16 protein-coding genes are annotated in these 20,536 nt (G+C 47.9%); 4 read left to right on the top strand and 12 right to left on the bottom strand.

Annotation, left to right across the window (positions count from 1 at the left end):
- The first annotated feature begins 118 nt into the window (after window positions 1-118).
- From pepT to Q0502_RS13150, 3 genes are all read left to right on the top strand, one after another.
- Complete coding sequence (gene pepT / locus Q0502_RS13160) at window positions 119-1,348, top strand: peptidase T (RefSeq protein ID WP_298651434.1); 1,230 nt, start codon at window positions 119-121, stop codon at window positions 1,346-1,348.
- A 1-nt stretch (window position 1,349) separates the two neighbouring features.
- Window positions 1,350-2,435 carry a glycine cleavage system aminomethyltransferase GcvT gene (gene gcvT, locus Q0502_RS13155; RefSeq protein WP_298651432.1) on the top strand — a complete coding sequence of 362 codons (1,086 nt, stop codon included), beginning with the start codon at window positions 1,350-1,352 and terminating at the stop codon, window positions 2,433-2,435.
- A gap of 171 nt (window positions 2,436-2,606) precedes the next feature.
- The gene (locus Q0502_RS13150) at window positions 2,607-3,602 is read left to right on the top strand and encodes a lysylphosphatidylglycerol synthase domain-containing protein (protein ID WP_298651430.1); all 996 of its coding nucleotides are present in this window, start codon (window positions 2,607-2,609) and stop codon (window positions 3,600-3,602) included.
- Window positions 3,603-3,620: 18 nt separating this feature from the next.
- Here the strand turns inward: Q0502_RS13150 and folD are convergent, their stop codons facing one another.
- From folD to Q0502_RS13135, 3 genes are all read right to left on the bottom strand, one after another.
- Window positions 3,621-4,502 (bottom strand): bifunctional methylenetetrahydrofolate dehydrogenase/methenyltetrahydrofolate cyclohydrolase FolD, encoded by an 882-nt coding sequence (gene folD / locus Q0502_RS13145; RefSeq protein ID WP_298651428.1) that lies wholly within the window; start codon window positions 4,500-4,502, stop codon window positions 3,621-3,623.
- 161 nt (window positions 4,503-4,663) lie between these two features.
- The gene (gene ffh, locus Q0502_RS13140) at window positions 4,664-5,989 is read right to left on the bottom strand and encodes a signal recognition particle protein (RefSeq protein ID WP_298651427.1); all 1,326 of its coding nucleotides are present in this window, start codon (window positions 5,987-5,989) and stop codon (window positions 4,664-4,666) included.
- Window positions 5,990-6,177: 188 nt separating this feature from the next.
- A complete protein-coding gene (locus Q0502_RS13135; protein WP_298651425.1) occupies window positions 6,178-6,687 on the bottom strand; it encodes a DUF4488 domain-containing protein in 510 nt (169 codons plus the stop codon).
- A gap of 493 nt (window positions 6,688-7,180) precedes the next feature.
- Here Q0502_RS13135 and Q0502_RS13130 point away from each other — a divergent pair, with 493 nt between their 5' ends.
- A complete protein-coding gene (locus Q0502_RS13130) occupies window positions 7,181-8,104 on the top strand; it encodes a cation diffusion facilitator family transporter (RefSeq protein WP_298651424.1) in 924 nt (307 codons plus the stop codon).
- 107 nt (window positions 8,105-8,211) lie between these two features.
- Here Q0502_RS13130 and Q0502_RS13125 read toward each other — a convergent pair whose 3' ends face one another.
- From Q0502_RS13125 to Q0502_RS13085, 9 genes are all read right to left on the bottom strand, one after another.
- On the bottom strand, window positions 8,212-8,673 hold the full coding sequence (locus Q0502_RS13125) for a V-type ATP synthase subunit K (RefSeq protein ID WP_298651422.1): 462 nt from the start codon (window positions 8,671-8,673) through the stop codon (window positions 8,212-8,214).
- Window positions 8,674-8,714: 41 nt separating this feature from the next.
- Window positions 8,715-10,532: a V-type ATP synthase subunit I gene (locus Q0502_RS13120; RefSeq protein WP_298651421.1), complete on the bottom strand. Its 1,818-nt coding sequence runs from the start codon at window positions 10,530-10,532 to the stop codon at window positions 8,715-8,717.
- Entirely contained in the window at window positions 10,526-11,140 is a 615-nt protein-coding gene (locus Q0502_RS13115; protein ID WP_298651419.1) for a V-type ATP synthase subunit D, read from the bottom strand. The genes Q0502_RS13120 and Q0502_RS13115 overlap by 7 nt, the downstream gene beginning before the upstream one ends.
- Window positions 11,140-12,456, bottom strand: coding sequence for a V-type ATP synthase subunit B (locus tag Q0502_RS13110; RefSeq protein ID WP_298651417.1), 1,317 nt, complete (start codon window positions 12,454-12,456; stop codon window positions 11,140-11,142). Before Q0502_RS13110 ends, Q0502_RS13115 begins: the two co-directional genes overlap by 1 nt.
- A 104-nt stretch (window positions 12,457-12,560) precedes the next feature.
- Window positions 12,561-14,315 carry a V-type ATP synthase subunit A gene (locus Q0502_RS13105; RefSeq protein ID WP_298651416.1) on the bottom strand — a complete coding sequence of 585 codons (1,755 nt, stop codon included), beginning with the start codon at window positions 14,313-14,315 and terminating at the stop codon, window positions 12,561-12,563.
- A 26-nt stretch (window positions 14,316-14,341) separates the two neighbouring features.
- Window positions 14,342-15,193: a DUF2764 family protein gene (locus Q0502_RS13100; protein WP_298651414.1), complete on the bottom strand. Its 852-nt coding sequence runs from the start codon at window positions 15,191-15,193 to the stop codon at window positions 14,342-14,344.
- 44 nt (window positions 15,194-15,237) lie between these two features.
- Window positions 15,238-15,825 (bottom strand): hypothetical protein, encoded by a 588-nt coding sequence (locus tag Q0502_RS13095; RefSeq protein WP_298651412.1) that lies wholly within the window; start codon window positions 15,823-15,825, stop codon window positions 15,238-15,240.
- A 348-nt stretch (window positions 15,826-16,173) separates the two neighbouring features.
- Window positions 16,174-17,688, bottom strand: a complete 1,515-nt coding sequence (locus tag Q0502_RS13090) for a TolC family protein (protein WP_298651410.1) — start codon at window positions 17,686-17,688, stop codon at window positions 16,174-16,176.
- A gap of 207 nt (window positions 17,689-17,895) precedes the next feature.
- On the bottom strand, window positions 17,896-20,536 hold a 2,641-nt coding region (locus Q0502_RS13085; protein ID WP_298651409.1), incomplete at its 5' end, for an efflux RND transporter permease subunit.

The raw sequence follows: 20,536 nt of genomic DNA, 5'->3' as shown, positions 1-20,536 counted from the left end.
TTTAACTCTGCAAAGAATATTCAACGTTTTCGTTAAGCTAAATGAGCAGAGGACAAACTTGTTTGACTATGCCATAGCGAGAAAACGATTAATTTTAATGAATCAAATATAAATAATCATGGATATTGTAGATCGGTTTATTAAGTATGCTCGCATCGACACACAATCGGATGAGAACAGCACACAAACCCCCAGTACGCAAAAACAGTTCAATCTTGCCAAAGAGGTGGAGCAGGAGGCACTGGAAATGGGATTGACAGACGTGAGTCTCGATAACAATTGCTATCTGATGGCAACCCTGCCGGCAAATACACAGAAGAAACTGCCGGTGATGGGTTTTATCTCCCATTTCGATACCAGTCCCGACATGAGCGGCAAGAATGTGAATCCAAGAATTGTGAAAAATTATGATGGAAAAGAGATCATATTGAATGAATCGAAAGAGGTTGTATTGTCGCCTGTCGATTTTCCCGAACTGCTCGATCATGTGGGCGAGGATATCATAGTGACCGATGGCACTACCCTGCTGGGAGCGGACGATAAACCCGGTATCGCGGCAATCATGAATGCCATGCAATACCTGATCGACCATCCCGAAATTGAGCACGGTAAGATCCGTATCGGTTTTACACCGGACGAAGAGATCGGTCGGGGCGCTGATAAATTCGATGTAGCCAAGTTCGGCGCCGATTGGGCATATACGATAGACGGAAGTGAAGTGGGAGAACTGGAGTATGAGAACTTTAATGCCGCTTCAGCCAAAATTGAGATACAGGGGCGAAATGTCCATCCCGGATATGCAAAAGGGAAGATGGTCAATGCACTGCATTTAGCCAATGAATTGATCTGCCTACTGCCGCAGGATGAACGGCCGGAATATACCGTAGGCTATGAGGGCTTTTTCCATCTGATCTCCTTAGGCGGTACGGTAGAAGAGGCCAGTCTGTCATTTATTATCCGCGATCACGACCGCGAAAGATTCGAAGCACGTAAGGGGGTGATGGAGAATGCTGTGGCTACCTTGAACAAAAAATACGGCGACCGGCTTACATTGCAGATGAAAGACCAGTATTATAACATGCGTGAAAAAGTGGAACCGGTGAAGTATGTGGTGGATTATGCCTATCAGGCTATGGAAGAGGTGGATGTGAAACCCAATGTAAAACCTATCCGCGGAGGAACCGACGGCGCACGCCTGTCATTTATGGGGCTTCCTTGTCCCAATATCTTCGCCGGAGGGATGAACTTCCACGGCAAATATGAGTTTTTGCCAGTACCTTCCATGAAAAAAGCATCGGAAGTGATTGTGAAAATAGCCGAAATAGTAGCAAAAGAGGAAAAAATATAATATGAAGACAACCCCATTTACAGATCTGCATATCGGGCTGGGAGCCAAAATGCATGAGTTTGCCGGATATAATATGCCTATTGAATATTCCGGTATCATAGACGAACACCTGACGGTAGTGAATGCCGTGGGTGTGTTCGATGTATCCCATATGGGTGAATTTTGGGTGAAGGGTCCCAAAGCGGTGGAATTTTTGCAACGGGTGACTAGCAATGATGTTTCCGGGCTTAAGCAGGGAAAAGCGCAATACACCTGTTTTGTGAATGAAAAAGGTGGAATCGTAGATGATTTCATTGTCTACCACTACGAACCGGAAAAATATCTCTTAGTGGTGAATGCCGCCAATATTGAAAAAGACTGGGCGTGGTGCCAACAGTGGAACACCATGGGTGCTGAACTGCAGAACGCGTCAGATCATATGGCACAACTGGCGATACAGGGTCCCAAAGCGATAGAGACACTGCAAAAGCTGACGGATCAGGATCTGTCCGCCATCCCCTTTTACGCTTTTGTGACCGGTACGCTGGCCGGGGTTGACAACGTAATTGTCTCCAATACGGGATATACCGGCGCCGGAGGATTTGAACTCTATTTCTACCCTGAACAGGGGCGGAAAATCTGGGATGCCGTTTTTGAAGCGGGTGCGGAGTATGGTATTAAACCAGTCGGATTGGGTGCACGTGATACATTGCGGTTAGAGATGGGTTATTGCCTCTACGGGAATGACCTGGATGATACCACCACACCGTTACAGGCGGGGTTGGGGTGGATCACCAAATTTGCAGAGAATAAGCCGTTCGTAGGCCGTGAAGTGCTGGAAAAGGAAAAAGCGGAAGGTGTGCCGCGTAAACTCTGTTGTTTCGAACTGGCAGATAAGGGAATTCCCCGTCACGGATACGAGATTGTGAATGCGGAGGATGAAGTGATCGGAAATGTAACTTCCGGGACGATCTCGCCCGTACTGAAAATAGGTGTCGGTATGGGATATGTGAGACCCGGTTTTGCAAAACCCGGCACTGAGATCTATATAAAGGTCCGCAACAGGAACCTGAAAGCAAATGTGGTAAAACCGCCTTTCAGGAAATAGAAGAGCCCGTCGGTTGCCTCATCAGCAAGTGAACCCTACAAGTTAGATAAAAACTTTTGGGGTTCACTTCATCACCGGTCGACCCATTATTCCTACTGTTACGGATAGGCATTTCATTTTTCAGGATAAAAATCACTCTCCCATTTTCTTTTAAGTACTCCCGTTTTCTTTATGGTAAAAAAAACGAAGATCGCTCAGAATCTGTTTTTCCTTCTCGGTGCGTTGGCACTGGTGATAATGATCTATAAAACAGGGTTTGGTAATATCTTAAGTAATATAACACAGATCGGTTGGTGGTTTGCACCGATTATCGGGTTGTGGATTATTGTATATCTCGCCAATACATACTCTTTTTATGTCATTGTGAATGATGGAAGCCCGGAAGCAAAAAGTGTAGGGTTTCTGCGACTTTTTAAAGTGGTTATCAGTGGTTTTGCTATCAATTATATCACCCCCTTCGGACTGATGGGGGGAGAGCCATACAAAATCATTGAACTAAAGGGGACACTGGGCATACAGAAAGCTACCTCTACCGTTCTGCTCTCCACAATGATGCATCTTGTTGCACATTTCATCTTCTGGATGGTTTCGATCCCTTTACTGCTTTTTTTTGTTCCGGTGCTTTCGGGATTGATGGAATGGCTCATGATCCTGGTCAGTGTAACTTCGGTCTTGTTTCTTTTCTGGGCATTCAGGGTATATACCCGGGGAGGAGTGAGCAGAGCTGTATGGATGGCGGGCAACCTCCCTTTTGTTGGAAGACGGGTAAGGGTTTTCCATAGGCAGAATCAGGAGAAGCTCAGCCAAATGGATGGCTTGATTGCCGATCTTTACAGGAATCGCAAAAAGGACTTTGTTCTGTCGCTTGCACTGGAGCTTTTCTCTCGTTTTTTTATATGTGTGGAGATAATGCTGATCATGCAGGCGATCGGACGACCGGTTTCTTCCGGACAAAGCGTATTGATTGAGTCCATTCAATCGTTGATATCCAACCTGTTTTTCTTTATGCCGATGCAGATGGGTGCACGTGAGGGAGGGTTTGTACTCGTATACGGTATTCTCTCGATACCGGTTGCTTTTGGTGTGTTCACCAGCTTGTGCAAGCGCATCCGTGAACTGTTCTGGACCTTGGCCGGCCTCCTGTTGATCAAGGTAAAGCGAGGATGAGATATGCGGCTGCGTTGTTTACCTGTAAATCTCCTTCTTTCCTGCCAGAAGAGTATTCCGCAACAGCGACACGATGGTCATGGGACCTACACCGCCGGGAACGGGGGTGATGTAAGAACATTTGGGGGCGACCTCGTCGAATTGTACATCGCCGGTGAGCTTGAACCCCGACCGCGTCTTGTCGCTGGGTACACGGGTAGTACCCACATCAATCACGACGGCTCCTTCTTTTACCATATCCCCTTTCAGGAATTCAGGCACACCTAATGCCGCGATAATAATATCTGCCTGCAGGGTGATCTCTTTGATATTCGGAGTGCGGCTATGACAGACAGTGACGGTGCAGTCGCCGGGATAGGCTTTCTGCAGCATCAGCATGGATACCGGCTTACCGACAATATTGCTCCGTCCCAGTATTACACAATGTTTTCCTTGGGTTTCTATGGCGTATCTTTTAAGCAACTCCACGATACCGGAGGGGGTAGCCGAAAGGAAACAGGGCATACCGAGCGACATGCGCCCTACATTCACGGGATGAAAACCGTCCACATCCTTACGGAAATCGATGGCTTCGGTGACTTTTGTTTCCGAAATATGCTTTGGGAGGGGTAACTGTACGATAAAGCCATGGATATCGGCATCGTTGTTCAGCCGGTCTACACATGCGAGTAACTCTTCCTCGGTAACATCCTCTTCATAACGGATCAGCGTGGAATGGAATCCCACTTCTTCGCAGGCTTTTACTTTGTTGGCTACATAGGTTTCACTCCCCCCGTCGTGGCCGACCAATACAGCTGCCAGATGAGGCGTTTTACCGCCGGCAGCCTTGATCTGTGCCACCTCTTCCGCTATCTCTTTCTTAATCTGCGCGGCCACCGCTTTCCCGTCAATTAATTGCATACCTTAGTCGATTTGTCGATTTTATTAGAACCAAGAATCAAGAATCAAGATTCAAGACTTTTATAAACTAACTAAAAACTAAAAGTGAAAAACGAAAAACTTAATTACCTTCACCTTCCTACCTTTTCACTTTATTGCATTATTCACATTGGCACATTGAACTACCTTCTTCTCATATTGCGCATTGCCTGGCGGCCCCCGCCGGAGGTCATCATCCGCATCATTTTGCGGGTCTCGTCGAACTGCTTGAGGAGCTTGTTCACTTCCTGTACGTTGGTACCGCTACCTTGGGCGATACGTGCGCGGCGGCTCCCGTTCAGGATTTCGGGGTTGGTACGTTCCTGGGGGGTCATGGAGCGGATAATGGCTTCGATACCCTTGAAGGCGTCATCATCAATGTCCAGGTCTTTGATCTGTTTGCCTACCCCTGGGATCATCGATGCCAGATCTTTCAGATTACCCATCTTCTTGATCTGCTGTATCTGTGCAATGAAATCGTTGAAATCGAACTGGTTTTTGGCGATCTTCTTTTGCAGGCGGCGTGCCTCTTCTTCGTCGTATTGCTCCTGCGCCTTTTCCACAAGCGAGACAATGTCGCCCATACCGAGGATACGGTCTGCCATACGTTCGGGATGGAACACGTCGATGGCATCCAGTTTCTCACCGGTGCCGACGAACTTGATCGGTTTATCTACCACCGAGCGGATGGATAGCGCCGCCCCGCCCCGGGTATCCCCATCGAGTTTGGTCAGTACCACGCCGTCGAAATCGAGCCGCTGGTTGAATTCTTTGGCGGTATTCACGGCGTCCTGCCCGGTCATGGAATCCACCACGAAGAGGATCTCCTGGGGGTTAACCGCTTTCTTGATCGATTCGATCTCCTCCATCATCTGCTCATCGATGGCAAGGCGTCCCGCGGTATCGATGATGATCAGGTCTTTCCCGTGCTGACGGGCGTACTGTATGGCGTTCTGCGCGATCTTGACCGGATTCTTGTTCTCCTCTTCCGCATACACGGATACGCCGATCTGTTGGCCCAGCACTTTCAACTGCTCTATGGCGGCGGGACGATAAACGTCACCGGCAACCAACAACGGGTTTTTACCCCGTTTGCTTTTGAGCATATTGGCCAGTTTGCCGGAGAAGGTGGTTTTCCCCGACCCCTGCAGACCGGACATAAGAATAATGGCGGGATTTCCCTTGATATTGAATTCCGCAGTGCTACCTCCCATCAGGATGGCCAATTCGTCGTGCACGATCTTCACCATCATCTGCTCCGGCTTCACGGCGTTGAGTACATCCTGCCCGAGCGCCTTTTCTTTTACCGTTTCGGTAAACTCCCTGGCGGTTTTATAGTTCACGTCGGCGTCTAACAGCGCACGGCGTACCTCTTTTAATGTTTCGGCCACGTTGATCTCGGTGATCTTGCCCTGACCTTTCAGTATCTTGAATGACCTCTCCAGTCTTTCACTTAAATTTTCAAACATAATTCTTTACACTGTTTTTGTTTCGCGTTTCCGGCGAACGGTACGCAAAAGTCAAATTGCGGTTATCAGCACAGTACGAAAACGGCTCATTGTCTGCACTATCCTTTGGCGCGTACACGGTTCTGCCTAAAAGTTACAAAAGTACAAGAAAATCGATGTATTTCCAAGCACGCGAAATGAAAACTGTGTTATTTGATTATACCGGCTTCTTTGAGTTTGTTCAATTCTGTAGCGGGGTTGCCTTGTTTTAATCGTTTCCAAACTTCCTGTGCCGTCATTCCCATTTCATTTTTATACGATGAGAGCACATAGTCGTCTGTAATGAAGGTATAATCCAGGGTGATGTCCCGGTTTGTATAATTCGGATTGGAATGATAATCCACGTGCTCAATATATTGATTAGGGGATAATACCTCATATGTACCTGAAATAGTAATAAGCGACAAGACCGGAGTGATAAACATGGCTGTGAGTTCGTCTTTGTTACCGAAAACTTTATAAAAGTAAACTGGTTGAAGTTTTGTCGTATCCAGGGTTATTTCCCCGGTTTGCGGGTTTGTTGCTAAATAGTTACCTGTTGGATTACACATTTGCCAGACACCCTGTAGCGAAGGTTTACTACTTACATCATTTGTTGTTTGTGCATTCAATACAAAAGAACAGAGGGATAGAAACAGTGTTGTTAAAATAGATTTCATTTTGATTATAATTTATTGGGTTACATTTATTATGCCAAATGTAGCGAATAATTTTTTCAACCCCTGATATATTGTAAAAAAAAATAGGATCAACGCAATTTATTTTAAGACTATTCAAGTTTTGTGGCACTATTTCATACCTTTGAAAATATTTATTTTCAAAGGTATCATATGGAACTCGCAATAATGTTTTATTTCAGCAAGAATAATATAGATGCTCGTTTCTACGCTCAACATAATCAAAACAAGTTTTGTTTCTGCTCTTACTTATCGAAACAGTTCGATTTCATCAGACTTTTTTTACGACAACATATTCAAGTAAACTGAGATGTTTTCTACGGTAAAACAAATAAATTTGTTCTACACTCGTTTAACGAAAAAGTTCATTTAAAATGATTACTTTTGTTCTATCATTTGAGAATAATGGATCCATTCTTACCTGTTTTCCGTTCTTTACGAAAATAGAGAGGTTCCTTTGTTAAGCATGGCTGCAATGAAACAAAATCCGCTCCGTAAATTCATATATCTTTCTATTGCCGCGGCAATAGTCACTATCCTACTGAAATTTTACGCTTATTTTGTCACCGGTTCCATGGGTTTCCTGTCGGATGCGCTGGAGTCATTCGTGAATTTGTTTGCGGCGATTTTTGCCCTGGTCATGTTCAATATATCGCAGAAACCGGCCGATAAGGAACATGAATTCGGGCATAGTAAAGCGGAGTATTTCTCCAGTGCGGCAGAAGGTGCCCTTATCCTGATTGCCGCTTTCACCATTATCTGGTCTGCCGTTCCGCGCTTTGTCGATCCCCGTCCCATTGAAAATATCAATACCGGTCTGTTCTTTTCGTTGCTGGCGTCATTAGTTAATCTGGCAGTAGGCCTTACACTGATCCATAACGGGAAAAAAAGAAATTCTCTTCTGCTGGAGGCGGATGGCAAGCACCTGATGACCGATGTATATACTTCGGCAGGGGTGATCGTGGCCATTGTACTCGTGAAGTTCACCGGCTGGTTGATCGTCGACCCCATCATTGCCATCCTGGTAGCGCTTAATATTATCTATACGGGTTACAGATTGATCACCCGTTCCGCCAGCGGCCTGATGGATGCCACCCTTCCGGAGGAAGATCTGGAAAAAATCACTGTCTATCTCGATTCACTGAAAGATCAACGGATTGAATATCATTCCCTGCTGACCCGTGCCGCGGGCCGTCGCAAATTCATCACCCTGCATGTGCTGGTTCCCGGTAAATGGACGGTCAAGCAGGCACACGACCATGCGGACGATATTGAGGAGACCATCGTGAATATGTTCGATGAGCCGGTGACGGTTCAAACCCACTTAGAGCCGGTGGAAGATCCCGCTTCAATGAAAGATATCGGCATCGACCGGCAGGAGGTCGATTATCATTCATAGATTACTTTTCCTGTTTTACGGTATTGTCCCCCTTTTATAAAAAAAAGCTGCCGCAGGATGCGACAGCCTCATAGAATTTACTTTTCTTATCCGTTTTCCCCAGTTTATCAGGCAACGGCAGAACCGATAAGGAATACACCGGCCAATGCCACGATGGCATACAATTCCGGGAATACCGCAAGGATCAGGGTATTTCCGAATACATCATTTCCCTGTCCGATAGAGGCGATACCGTTGGCGCAGACCTGTCCCTGGCGGATGGCTGAAAGCAATCCCACCAAACCCATCGAGAGACCTGCCGCAAAAGCAGCGGCAGCCTGAATGGCGGTGATTTCGGGTGTCAGGATATTGAAGATACTCTGAAACATGAAGTATCCGGCGAAACCGTATAGCCCCTGTGTACCGGGCAGCGCCGTCAGCACCAGGAAATTCCCGAATTTGCTGCTGTCTTTCTTCAGCGCCCCGATAGCCGCATTTCCGGCAATGGTAACCCCGTAGGCGCTGCCGATACCTGAAAGAGCGATCATAAGTCCGATGCCTATATAGGCAATTAGTAAATTGGTGTCCATAATGTTTTGTTATTTGTTATTGATTTGAATTTTTTTGTCTATTACTTCTTAAAAGGGTTGTATTTTTTCCCTCCTCCTTCAAATTCCGCATTTTTGTAGAACTCCACAAAGGTGAGACGCAACGGGTGCACAAAGGCGCCGAGTACATTCATGAACATATTGATGGCGTGTCCGAAGAGGAAGATAAGCAGGAATACGATTGATCCCCCGACCAGGTTATCGGGACGCAGTCCCAGAGCCAGGCTGTTGAACACACTTGCCAGAATACCGCCGGACAGGCCTAATGCGAAGAGGCGTACATACGACAACACATCGCCCAGCAGGCCGGTTGCCATGTTATAGGTATCCCATAAGCCGAGGCCCACGTTCATGAACGGGTTCTTTCCGGGAGAGTTCAGGAAGAAGATCAGTACGGCCGAAAGTCCCATTACGATGAGGTGTATCGTACCGCCCATCGGCATAAAATCCGGGAACAGATAGGCCACGATCACACTTAACAGTAACACGAACCAGCCGATAGTAGAAAGTGTCTGCATCCATCCGAACTGCTTGATGCGGTTCACGATCTTCAGGAGCATGGCGAACATGATCTGCACGACCCCTAATATAAGGGAGAGCATAAACATCTGTGAATTATCAAAATACACCTGATCCTTCATGTTCCGGAAGAAGGGTATATTGGTTTCGTAGATGCTGAAACCGAAAAATCCGCCGGTAAGCAGGCCGCACACCATAGTGGAAAATCCGAGTATCTGTACCAGTGAGAGTATGCCGCGCATCGAACCGGCTATCTTCTCCTTTCCCAATATCTTCGCCAGCGTAGCCACTATCAGCAGGAAAGCCCCATAGCCGATATCCCCCAGCGATAACCCGAAAAAGATCATGTAGAAGGGTGCGAAGAAGGGAGTGAGGTCGATCTCGTTGTATTTGGGCAGCATATAGAGCTCCGCGATCGGCTCGAAGAGCCGCATAAACCGGTTGTTTTTGAACTTGATGGGTACATTGTCTTCGGGCGCGGGATCGGATATGCGGTAATATACGTCCTGTGACTCCAGGTAGTTCGTGATCTCCGGCACGTTCTCTTCCGGCGCCCAGCCCTGCAAAAGCATCAGTTTCTCTTCTGCTGCGGGTGTCGCACTGCGGGCTACCCTGGTGAAAAAGATATCGGATTCCAGCGTTTTCAGGGCAGCCTCTGCCGATGGGATTTCGGCTGAAAGCGCTTTCAACGTTTCCTCCTGTTTTTGTATCTTTTCCTGTAGCGAGTCGATAAGTTTGTCGAGGGCGTCTAATGATACCTCCGGTACTTTCATCTCCTCGAATTGTAATTCGTCGACCGGCTGTGAGCCTGTTGTAATGGTAACAAAATAGGTTTTGGAAGTCTCTTTTTGAATAACGACGGCATTGTAAAGTGATTCCCATTCAGGGTCGTACTCTTTGGCGGGCACGATAAAAAACCGGATATGATATCCTGCTTCTTTCAGCCGGTGGATATTCTCCGGATCGAAATTTCCCCAGGGACGCAAGTTATCGCGTTCTTTTAGGCTCACTTGCAACTGTTGGTTGAGGGCAGATTTTTTGTTTTCGATCTTCTCTATCTCCGCGGGTATATCCATCCCACGTTCCGCGTCGGCTGCATCAAAGGGAACGGCTGTTTTTTTATCGCGTAGCTGCTTTAGCTTTTTGACCGATTCACTCAACCGTTTCGACGCGGAAAGGTAGTCCTGCAATTTCTCTTCATCCACCTTCCTGTTATCCTGCTCCGCCACATGTATCATACCCAGGTCGCGCAGTGCATGAAGGAACCGCTCATAGTCCTTATGGAAAGAGATAAAAACAAATTTCTTCATTGTCGCTACCATACGCTTCCCTCCTGTTCTCTACGTTGTTCCTGATGGGATCGCATAATCTTCTGCGACGATTTGGAGAGGTTCTCCTCATCTTCCAGATAGCGTTTTATTTTCAGGATGGCTTCCTGATAACCCGGTATCTGCACCTTTTCGAAGAGATTGACCTTCTGTGTGGTTTTCTTCCTCGCGTATTCGAGCCGGGAGAGCCTTATCTCCTGAAAATCACGGCGGATCCCTATCTCAGCCAATCCTTCGAGGGTCTTTACCCCGTCGAGAAACCATTTGGGACGGTTGAAAAGGCTGAACGGGCGGATCTCAAAATCCACCTTGTCGAGCATCGGCAGGAGCACCCCCGCAATTTTTCTCTTTGAGAGGTGCACATCCTTTACGCGGAGCAGGGTAGGATCGAATTCCGTCCACATGCTCACCATCTTGTCGTACGATTTGATCTTTGCTTCGAGTTCCTGGTCGAGCTGTTCTATTTCCGCTTTGGTCTTTTTCACTTCCACACGCAGCGCCGATTCTTTGTTCTGCAGCGTGGGAAGAGCCCGCACACGGACAGCCAGCTGTTTCTCCAACTGCTGACGGGACGTTTTGTTATATTGAAATCGAATAGCCATTATTGCTGCCAGTAGGTATCTATCAATTCCTGTTTCATATTCACCTCTGCCGGCTTGAAATGCCTCGACAGCAACTTCCATGTATTGTCCAGCATCTCGGTCGTATCGAGGTTCACATCAATCGCGAGTATCTTTTCTGAATAATCCAGGGCAAACGAGAGCGCCCGCGTATCGTAGTCGGTCAGGTCGAACCCGTTCTCCAGTTTTGTCTTGGCGTTGGCGGCATCGGCATAAAGGCGTACGGCGGCATTCATCACCTGTGGATGATCTTCGCGGGTCTTCCTGCCCTGTACCAGTTGTTTCAGACGGGAGAGCGAGCGGAACGGATCCACGATCACTTTACCCACGTCGCTGTCGCGGCGCAGGAAGAGCTGCCCTTCCGTAATATACCCTGTATTGTCGGGTACGGCATGGGTGATATCGCCCCCTGACAGGGTGGTCACCGCCACAATGGTGATGGAGCCGCCCGAAGGGAATTGTGCCGCTTTCTCGTATATCTTGGCCAGGTCGGAATAGAGCGATCCGGGCTTAGAGTCTTTCGACGGGATCTGATCCATACGGTTCGACACGATGGAGAGCGCATCGGCATAGGATGTCATATCGGTAAGCAGTACCAGTACTTTCTCGTTTTTATCCACCGCGAAATATTCGGCGGCCGTCAGCGCCATATCGGGTATCAGCAGGCGTTCCACGGCCGGATCTTCGGTCGTGTTCATAAAGCTGATGATCCTGTCCAGTGCTCCTGCATTGCTGAATACATTCTTAAAGTAGAGGTAGTCGTCGTTCGTCATCCCCATACCACCGAGGATGATCTTGTCGGTCTGCGCGCGAAGTGCCACGGTCGCCATCACCTGGTTGAACGGCTGGTCAGGATCGGCGAAGAAAGGGATCTTCTGCCCCGACACCAGCGTATTGTTCAGGTCGATCCCCGAGATACCGGTAGCGATCAGTTCCGAAGGTTGTTTCCGGCGTACCGGGTTGACGGAAGGGCCGCCGATGGGGCGCTCCTCTCCTTCGGGAACCGGGCCGCCGTCTATCGGGTCGCCATAGGCGTTGAAAAAACGGCCTGCCAGTTGTTCGCTCACTTTCAGTGAAGGGGATTTTCCCATAAAGATCACTTCGGCATTGTTGGGGATACCTTCTGTTCCTTCAAAGATCTGAAGGGTCACTTCATCGCCGATGATCTTCACCACCTGTGCCAGACGGCCTTCTACCGTAGCCAGTTCATCGTATCCCACATGGGTTGCTTTTACCGAACAGGTAGCTTTTGTGATCTGGGTAATTTTTGTATATATTTTCTGAAATGCTTTTGACATAGCTCTATATGATTTGTGGATTTATCGATTTGTTGATATGAGGATTGAATTATCACTACATGTCCCGACTTGTCGGGATATCACATCACCGAATCATCACATCGTTATATTCTTTTTCGGGATATCGATTCGTCTAATTGTTCTCTGTATTCATTGAACTTGTCCGACCGGAATTCCGAATAGTTCATCTGCCTGCCGATATTGATCAGCTCTTTGAAAAAATCGGCTACCCGGTTGAAGTTGTCGAACTCGAAATCGGTACGGCAGATATCCGTCACCATATCCAGGATATATTTCTGCCGTTCGATGGGGGTTACCGAGTCGATATCGTCGAAGGCATCCTGTTGCAATACGATAAAATCGATCAGTTCCGATTTCCAGAAAGTGACATGATACTCTGTCGGTACGCCGTCATCCCCCAGGATATTGATCTGCTCTGCGATCTCCTTTCCACGTAACAACCGGGTTTTGGCTTCATTCACTTTCTTTGTCCAGTCGTCCGATATATGTTCCGAGATATACTCCTCAAACTCCGGATACTCGATGTATTTGGAGTAGGATTCAATGGGGTTGATGGCCGGGTAACGTTTTTTGTCGGCACGATCCTGCTCCAGCGCATAAAAGCAGCGGGCCACTTTCTTGGTGTTCTCTGTCACCGGCTCTTTGAGGTTACCCCCCGCGGGCGACACCGTCCCGATAAAGGTGATGGATCCCTCTTTGCCGTTGTGCAGGATCACATGCCCTGCGCGGCCGTAGAAGTTGGATATGATGGCCGACAAGTCCATCGGGAACGCGTCGGGGCCGGGAAGTTCTTCCAGGCGGTTACTCATTTCCCGAAGCGCCTGTGCCCAGCGCGAGGTGGAATCAGCCATCAGCAGTACTTTCAATCCCATAGAGCGGTAATATTCACCGATAGTCATGGCGGTATATACCGATGCTTCACGGGCGGCTACCGGCATGTTGGAAGTATTGGCCACGATAATGGTACGTTCCATCAGTTTGCGGCCGGTATGCGGGTCGATCAGTTCGGGGAACTCGGTAAAGATCTCCACTACCTCATTGGCGCGTTCACCGCAGGCGGCGATGATCACGATATCCGCTTCCGCCTGTTTGGAGATGGCATGTTGCAATACCGTTTTACCGGTACCGAATGCACCCGGGATAAATCCCGTTCCCCCTTCCACGATCGGATTCAGGGTGTCGATAGAACGTACCCCCGTTTCCAGCAGTTTGGAAGGGCGGGGTTTCTCTTTGTAGGCCGTCAGCGGCATTTTTACGGGCCAGCGTTGGATCATATTGAGCGCTGTCTCTTTCCCATCTTTGTCTTCCACCACGGCGACGGTTTTATAGATATTGTAATCTCCCTCTTCCGTGATGCTTTTTACTTCGTACTCCCCTTTCATGGTAAAAGGCACCATGATCTTATGGGGCTGGAAATTTTCGTCTACTTCGCCCAGCCATGAGCCGGCAGTCACTCTGTCGCCCGGTTGGGCTATCGGTTGAAAATGCCATAGTTTTTCTTCATTGAGAGGGAAGGTGTAATCACCCCGTTTCAGGAAGATCCCATCCATCTTGTCGAGGTCATTCTCCAATCCGTCGAGGTTGCGTTGAAGCAGTCCAGGTCCCAGAACCACCTCGAGCATGTGTCCCTGGAATTCCACTTGCGTGCCGACGGTTAATCCGCGGGTACTCTCGAATACCTGCACGTAAGCGTTGTTCCCGACCACCTTGATCACCTCCGACATTAACCGGGTGCCACCCAGATCAATATAGGCGATCTCATTCTGGGTTACCGCTCCGTCCACCTCCACAATAACGAGATTGGATATAATCCCTTTAACTGTTCCTTTTGTTAGCATATATGATTGTTTATTTTTTCTTCTTTCTAGATATCTTCCGGTTTTTGGATCTCGTTCTTCAACTGAGTGATCAGTTCCCGGAAAACGCGCTCGCCCTCTTCGGCATTGAGGCTTACCCAGCGTTCCAATATCCTGAGTTTGCAGAGATAGGCGAAGATGTATTCGATGTTGAAATAATCGAACAGGGTGTTGTCCTCCAGCCAGTCCCAGCGGAATTTATCGATCTTACGCTCCCGCTCGTAGATATCCGGTTCTTCGGAAATCCGCAGGATGGTATCGTAATAATCGAGTTCGCGGCTGATGCCAAAATCGCGTGCGTTGGCATTTTCTCTGATGAGGTTGGCGATCTCGTTGTTGCCGACTACCACCTGGCTGACATCCATGCCGTATTTCCTTGCGAAGATGGCGGAAAGGATATTGCCTATGTTGAGATTCATTTCGAACCAACGGGCGATCAGGCTGTTCTTTATCTCCATCCCATAGTCCGCATATAAAGAACTGATGAGGTCTTCCAGCGTTTTCAGGTGTCCGGGTATTTCTTCATCGAGCCATGCCCTGACGGTCTTTTCGAAATAGGGCGGTACCTGTTTATTCTCTATGGTGTCTCCCTCTTTTACCTGCCGGATCACCTCTTCCATTTCGGCACGCGAGAGAATCCCCCGGTTTTGCAGCTCATTCTCTTTCTTTTCCAGTAACCGGAAAAGGTTGGCGTTGTCGTAAGAGAGAAAATAACTGTGCAAAAGATTTTTATCTTCCGGCTCAAGGGCTTCGTCGAGCATGTCTCTGAACTCTTCCACCGTAAAGGGAAGTTTCATGCTGTCGAAAGAAAAATCGGGCAGCCCGGATATAAAATAGTAATATTGATTTTTGAAAATCATAGGCAAAGCCAATCTCCCAAAGAGATCGATGAAAATTTCCTGTTCTAAAAAAGAAGTTGTTGGATCTGGGGACGTAAAAATTCCCTGAAGTAGTTGACAAACTCTTCTTCCCCGAATTTCACCTTGTAGGAACCATCTTCGGGTGCAAGGGTGAATCCGGTTTTGATACCGTTCACCGATTCGATCTTCAGCCCTTTATCCAGTAGTCCTTTGGCATGAGAGGCAATATAGGATTTCAGTTCTTCCGGGTTTTCCACGCCAACGGTCAATGTGTCGTTCTTCGACCAGTTTTGTACCAGTTCCACAATGAGTCGCTGCATAAACGATTTGTCTTCCACGGACGCTTTCACTTGAGCTGTAGACAACTTTTCGGTCACCAGATTGATGATTTCCGTTTTCAGCGCTTCGGTAGATTGGGCGGCATAGAGTTTCAGTTCCGCTTCGGTATTTTTTTTCAGTGCTGCGCTTTCCTTTTCGGCGGAAGAAAGCAGCTCTTCAGCTTTGGCGCGTGCCGCATCCAGTATCTGTTGCTCCTGCGCCCGTGCTTCCGCAACAATTCTTTCGGCTTCTTCTTTGCCTTTTTCTACTCCCTCCGTGTAAAGTTTTGAAGTAAGTTCCTGAATTTTATCCATATATTAGTATGTAATGAATTTTCCCGCAAATTGACGTTCTTCCCTGTGGAATATTGATAGTCAAGCTTTTTTGAAAATGTGTAAAGTGAATTGACAAATTTACAAAAAAGAAAGTATAATCACTGCTTAATCATTTCAAAAAAACAGCATCTTTCATTAAAAAAGATTTCTGTTCTATTTTCCCTGCATAAACTGTGGTTTTAAAACTGCGTCTTTAGGTGCTGTTTTACCGACCATAAAGTTATGGCATAGTGCCGTACTGTATTTACACCAACTTACCGAAATGGAAGTTTTGGATACCCAACCTTGCTAAATCAATACCCAAAAGTTGCTCACCGTGATGGGGTATTATAACTTTCCCGCCGCTTTCAGATAATAGGTCTGATTCAGCCGTAAACGGGTCAATGCATTGACATGTTCCGTCCATGCGCGTTGCCAGCCGGTCTGGGCTTCCAGATAGTCGGCAAGTGTTTCCATACCGGCTTTGTAGCGGTCTTCACTTACCCGCATGTTCTCCTGTGCCTGATTCAGAGAGCGGGCAGTCAGTTGTACGTCGAGGACGGATTCATCCCATTTATCGAAGGCCTGGGCCAGTTCGAGCTCCATTTGCCGGGAAATATCCTCCCGCTGTAGTTGGACAATACTCCGCCCGGCTTCGGCGGCACGGATCTTATTACGTCCTTCGCCCCACTGGAATAAAGGGATGTTTACCGAAACCATAGCAGAGAATGATGCGCCCTCTAACAGTTTATATCCGTTCAGTTCCAATCCGTTTATATAGCCGTAATTGGCTGCCACGCCAACCTTGGGAAGAAAATCACTGCGGGTTAATTTGATCTCCTGTTCTTTCAATTGTATCTGGTGTTCGAGTATGGCATATTCCGGACGGGAGGTATAATCGTCCATGCTTTCGGTTTTTAAACCGACGGATTGGTCAAATGAGGCGGGTAGTGAAATTTCCCTGTCGAGCGGAAGTCCCGTTACATAACACAGGTTTTTACGTGCCAGTCGGTTTCCGTTTTCAGCCTGCCGCAATTGTAATTCGGCTTCATTGACTTTCACCTGCACTTTTAACACATCGTTCTGATGTTTCAGGCCGACTTCATGCGCATTTCGTACATCCCGTAAAAGTTCCGTGACCACACGTTGATAAGACAACGCCAGATTGACCAGTTCTCTGGTTTTCACATAGGTCCAGTATGCTTCATCGACTTTCACGATGACCTCTGCACGGGAGAGTTGCTCGCTCAGACCGGCAATCTTATCCCCGATCTGTGCCATCCGGTAAGCGGATGTTATTTTCCCGCCGGTATAAAGAGGTTGTTCGGCACGCAATCCTGCCATCCAGGTGTTTTTTACATTCATCGAAATCCCCATATCGGGAAAATAAGCATATTGGTTGAAGATGGGGTTACCATCCGCTCCTATGACAGGATTCCCGTCCGGGCCTGTAAGGATATTCGGGATTAATTCTCCGGTGGCCGGATCCGGGACAAATGTAGGAAGATAACCGCCCGGCAGGCTGCTGTTCATCTCCGTATCGTAATAGAGATAATTGCCCGATGCGGAAATTTTGGGAAAGAAATTAGCCCTGTATGCCTTTACGGTATATTCGGCCTGCTCTTTGTTACGTGATGCGATAGATATCGCCTTATTATTTTCTAACGCCATTTCCCGGCATTGTTCGAGGGTCATTTCCTGTCCGGCCGTGAGACCCGTTTCCTGTTCGGTCGGGAAAGCCTTTTCCTGCCCGGGTACGAAAGCCTTTTCCTGCCCGGACGCGAGAGATATTTCCTGTCCCCATAGAAGAGAAGGGATAAAGAAAGAACAGGAAATCAGTAGAATTATATTTTTTAGTTGCATATGTTTAAAAGTGAAAAGTGAAAAATTAAAAGTGAAAAATGAAATTCGTTATCGTGTTTATCGCGCGAAGCGCATTATCATGCGAAGCATCTATCGCCGAAGGCACTATCGTGCGAAGCACACTATCATTTCTTCATTATTCACATTAAAAAAATCATCAAATCAGTAAATTATCATTACTTGTCCCGATTTATCGGGATCATCACATCATTTTATCCTGATCTTGAAAAACAGCGCATATAATACCGGGATAAAGAGCAACGTGATCAGCGTTCCCACCAGCAGTCCGCCCATAATGACCACGGCAGCGGGGCCAAACAGCGAATCGCCTAACAGGGGTATCATCCCTAAAATAGTCGTCAAGGAGGCAAGCATCACCGGCCGAAAGCGGTTCTCGGAGCTGTCCATCAATGCTTTTACCGGTTCTACTCCGTCTGATATCTGCAACGTGATCTCATCCATCAGCACAATCCCGTTCTTGATGAGCATGCCTACCAGCCCCAATGCCGCGACTATGGCGACGAATCCGAATGTTTTTCCGGATAACAGCATGGCGGCGATAATCCCTATAAATAACAGAGGCAAGCAGAAGATAATAATGAGAGGTTTCTTATAGTCCTTGAAGAGCATGATCAGGATAGCAATCATGAGAATAACCGCCAAGGGATAATACATGAAGAGATATTTCATCGACTCGTCGCTTGCACTTCGTTCTCCTTCCCATTTCATACTGTAGCCTGTGGGCAGGTCGATGTTTTCTATCTGTTGCGCGATGGTTTGCCGTGCATTTTCCACGGCCTGTCCGGGCACCGGATAGCATTGCACGCGCATGGCACGTTCGCCGTTGCTGCGGATAACCACCGGCTCTTCCCAGTCGATGTGTACCCCGTTGGAAGCCTGGCTTAAAGGAACGGTCTGCAATACTGATGCCAGGATCTCTTCTTCCGTGACGGCTCCGGTCATTAATCCCTGTAAGGCTTGCCTGTCTATTCCTGTCAATGAAGGGATCATGCCGAATACGGGCGTATGTTCGAGCGATTCAATCGGGTTGCCGTCCCTATCAACACATTTAACGGTAATTGTTTTACTTTCGATGCCATCGTAGAAGACTCCTGTAGGGATTCCGTCCGTCGCGCTCATGATCGATAATCCGACATCCTGACGGCTTAACCCGATACTACGGGCAACCGGTTGGTTATAATCGACCATCAATACCGGCACTTTGGGTTCCCAGTCGGTCGTGGGCATATATACGGAGGAGCTACTGTTGATAATCTCCGTTGCCTGCGCCGACAGATTCCTGAGGACGTCGGGATCGGGGCCGCGGAATTCAATCTCGATAGGGAATTTCTTGTACATCAGGTTATAGCGTTTCACCCGGATATAGGCATCGGGATAGTGCTCATTGAGATGATCCTGTATTTCATCGATTGAAGCGATCAGGGCTTTGGATGAAGTGTAATCCACGATCAGTTCGCCGTATGAGAGGGAAGGGTCGGCAATGCTTCTGACCAGATTGTAACGGCTTGGCGTTCCGCCTATGGAGGTAGTTACATGCGTCACTTCTTCACGCGTGAGGAGGTAGTCTTCTATCTCGCTCAGGTCGGCCCTTGTCCGTGTGCTGTTTACTCCTTCCTGCAATTTATATTCGATATAAAGCTGGTCGTAGTCCATATCGGGGAAGAAACCCTGCGGCAGGAACCGGTAACAGTATACGCTGATAAGCACCAGTGCAGCGCCTGTGCCTAATGTAATGAGACGGTGCGATAAGGTCCAGTTCAGCACTTTACGTAAAGCCCGGTAATATTTGTTGTCGTAAGGATCTTTCCGGTTTTGGCCTTCTTTTATTTTTAACGATCTGTCCGCCAGAATAGGGATCATTGTCAGTGCGAGGACCCAACTCAATAAAAGCGAAACGGCAAGTACGATAAACAGGTCGCGCACATAAATTCCCGCCGTATCGGGCGACAGGAATATGGGCAGGAATGCGAGGATAGCGATCAATGTGGCTCCCAGCAGCGGCATCGCCGTCTTTTTGCCGATGGCGGTCAACGCTTTTTTGCGCTCCACTCCCCGCTGCAGGTCAATCTGGATGCCGTCGAGTATCACAATGGCATTATCCACCAGCATCCCCATCGCCAATACGAACGAAGCCAGTGAGACCCGTTGCAGGGTACCGTCGAATATCTCCAGTATCATCAGCGAACCGAATACGGTAACGACCAGGCTTAAGCCGAGGATGAGCCCGCTCCGGAATCCCATCGAGAAGATCAGCAGGATCACTACAATGAGTACCGATTCCACCAGGTTGACGATAAATGCATTCAGGGCGGTGTTGACCCTTTCGGGCTGGAAGAATACCTTGTTCACCTCCATTCCCGCTGGCAGGCGTTCCTCTTCCATTGTTTCCATCAGCCTGTCTACCTGTTTGCCGATTTTAGTGATGTCTGTTTCGCTTAAAGCTGAAACAGAGATACCCAATGCCTGCCTTTTGTCATAACTCAATTCGTTGCGGACAGGACTTTCATACTTTTCGGTGATACGGGCAATATCGCGCAACCGTAACTGGTCGTTTTCATGCCCCTGTAACAGGAGATCCCCGATATCGTCCACCGTCCGGTAACGGTCGTTTACCGATACCCGTATACGGGCATCGCCGCTTTCGTAGTAGCCGGAGTAGATCGTCCGGTTCTGCCCGTTCAGCGTGGAAAGTACTTCGGCGGGATGAACACCCAGGTTGGCCAGCTTATCCTCATAGAGTTCTATATTGATGGATGCTTCCTGCTTTCCGTAGATGGTCACGTTGGAAATCCCGTCTATTTTCAGGATCTCTTTTTTTATCAGTTCC

This window comes from uncultured Proteiniphilum sp. (assembly GCF_937873925.1).
Lineage (GTDB): Bacteria > Bacteroidota > Bacteroidia > Bacteroidales > Dysgonomonadaceae > Proteiniphilum.
Note: the sequence above shows the minus strand (reverse complement) of the source record. Positions and strands in the feature narration are given on the sequence as shown.

What these genes read in the sequence shown, in the direction of transcription:
- Q0502_RS13115 (WP_298651419.1), bottom strand. Translation starts at nt 11,140, where the DNA reads ATGGCTATTCGATTTCAATATAACAAAACGTCCCGTCAGCAGTTGGAG.
- ffh (WP_298651427.1), bottom strand. Translation starts at nt 5,989, where the DNA reads ATGTTTGAAAATTTAAGTGAAAGACTGGAGAGGTCATTCAAGATACTG.
- Q0502_RS13090 (WP_298651410.1), bottom strand. Translation starts at nt 17,688, where the DNA reads ATGCAACTAAAAAATATAATTCTACTGATTTCCTGTTCTTTCTTTATC.
- Q0502_RS13120 (WP_298651421.1), bottom strand. Translation starts at nt 10,532, where the DNA reads ATGGTAGCGACAATGAAGAAATTTGTTTTTATCTCTTTCCATAAGGAC.
- Q0502_RS13110 (WP_298651417.1), bottom strand. Translation starts at nt 12,456, where the DNA reads ATGTCAAAAGCATTTCAGAAAATATATACAAAAATTACCCAGATCACA.
- Q0502_RS13125 (WP_298651422.1), bottom strand. Translation starts at nt 8,673, where the DNA reads ATGGACACCAATTTACTAATTGCCTATATAGGCATCGGACTTATGATC.
- Q0502_RS13095 (WP_298651412.1), bottom strand. Translation starts at nt 15,825, where the DNA reads ATGGATAAAATTCAGGAACTTACTTCAAAACTTTACACGGAGGGAGTA.
- folD (WP_298651428.1), bottom strand. Translation starts at nt 4,502, where the DNA reads ATGCAATTAATTGACGGGAAAGCGGTGGCCGCGCAGATTAAGAAAGAG.
- Q0502_RS13100 (WP_298651414.1), bottom strand. Translation starts at nt 15,193, where the DNA reads ATGATTTTCAAAAATCAATATTACTATTTTATATCCGGGCTGCCCGAT.
- Q0502_RS13130 (WP_298651424.1), top strand. Translation starts at nt 7,181, where the DNA reads ATGAAACAAAATCCGCTCCGTAAATTCATATATCTTTCTATTGCCGCG.
- gcvT (WP_298651432.1), top strand. Translation starts at nt 1,350, where the DNA reads ATGAAGACAACCCCATTTACAGATCTGCATATCGGGCTGGGAGCCAAA.
- pepT (WP_298651434.1), top strand. Translation starts at nt 119, where the DNA reads ATGGATATTGTAGATCGGTTTATTAAGTATGCTCGCATCGACACACAA.
- Q0502_RS13105 (WP_298651416.1), bottom strand. Translation starts at nt 14,315, where the DNA reads ATGCTAACAAAAGGAACAGTTAAAGGGATTATATCCAATCTCGTTATT.
- Q0502_RS13150 (WP_298651430.1), top strand. Translation starts at nt 2,607, where the DNA reads ATGGTAAAAAAAACGAAGATCGCTCAGAATCTGTTTTTCCTTCTCGGT.
- Q0502_RS13135 (WP_298651425.1), bottom strand. Translation starts at nt 6,687, where the DNA reads ATGAAATCTATTTTAACAACACTGTTTCTATCCCTCTGTTCTTTTGTA.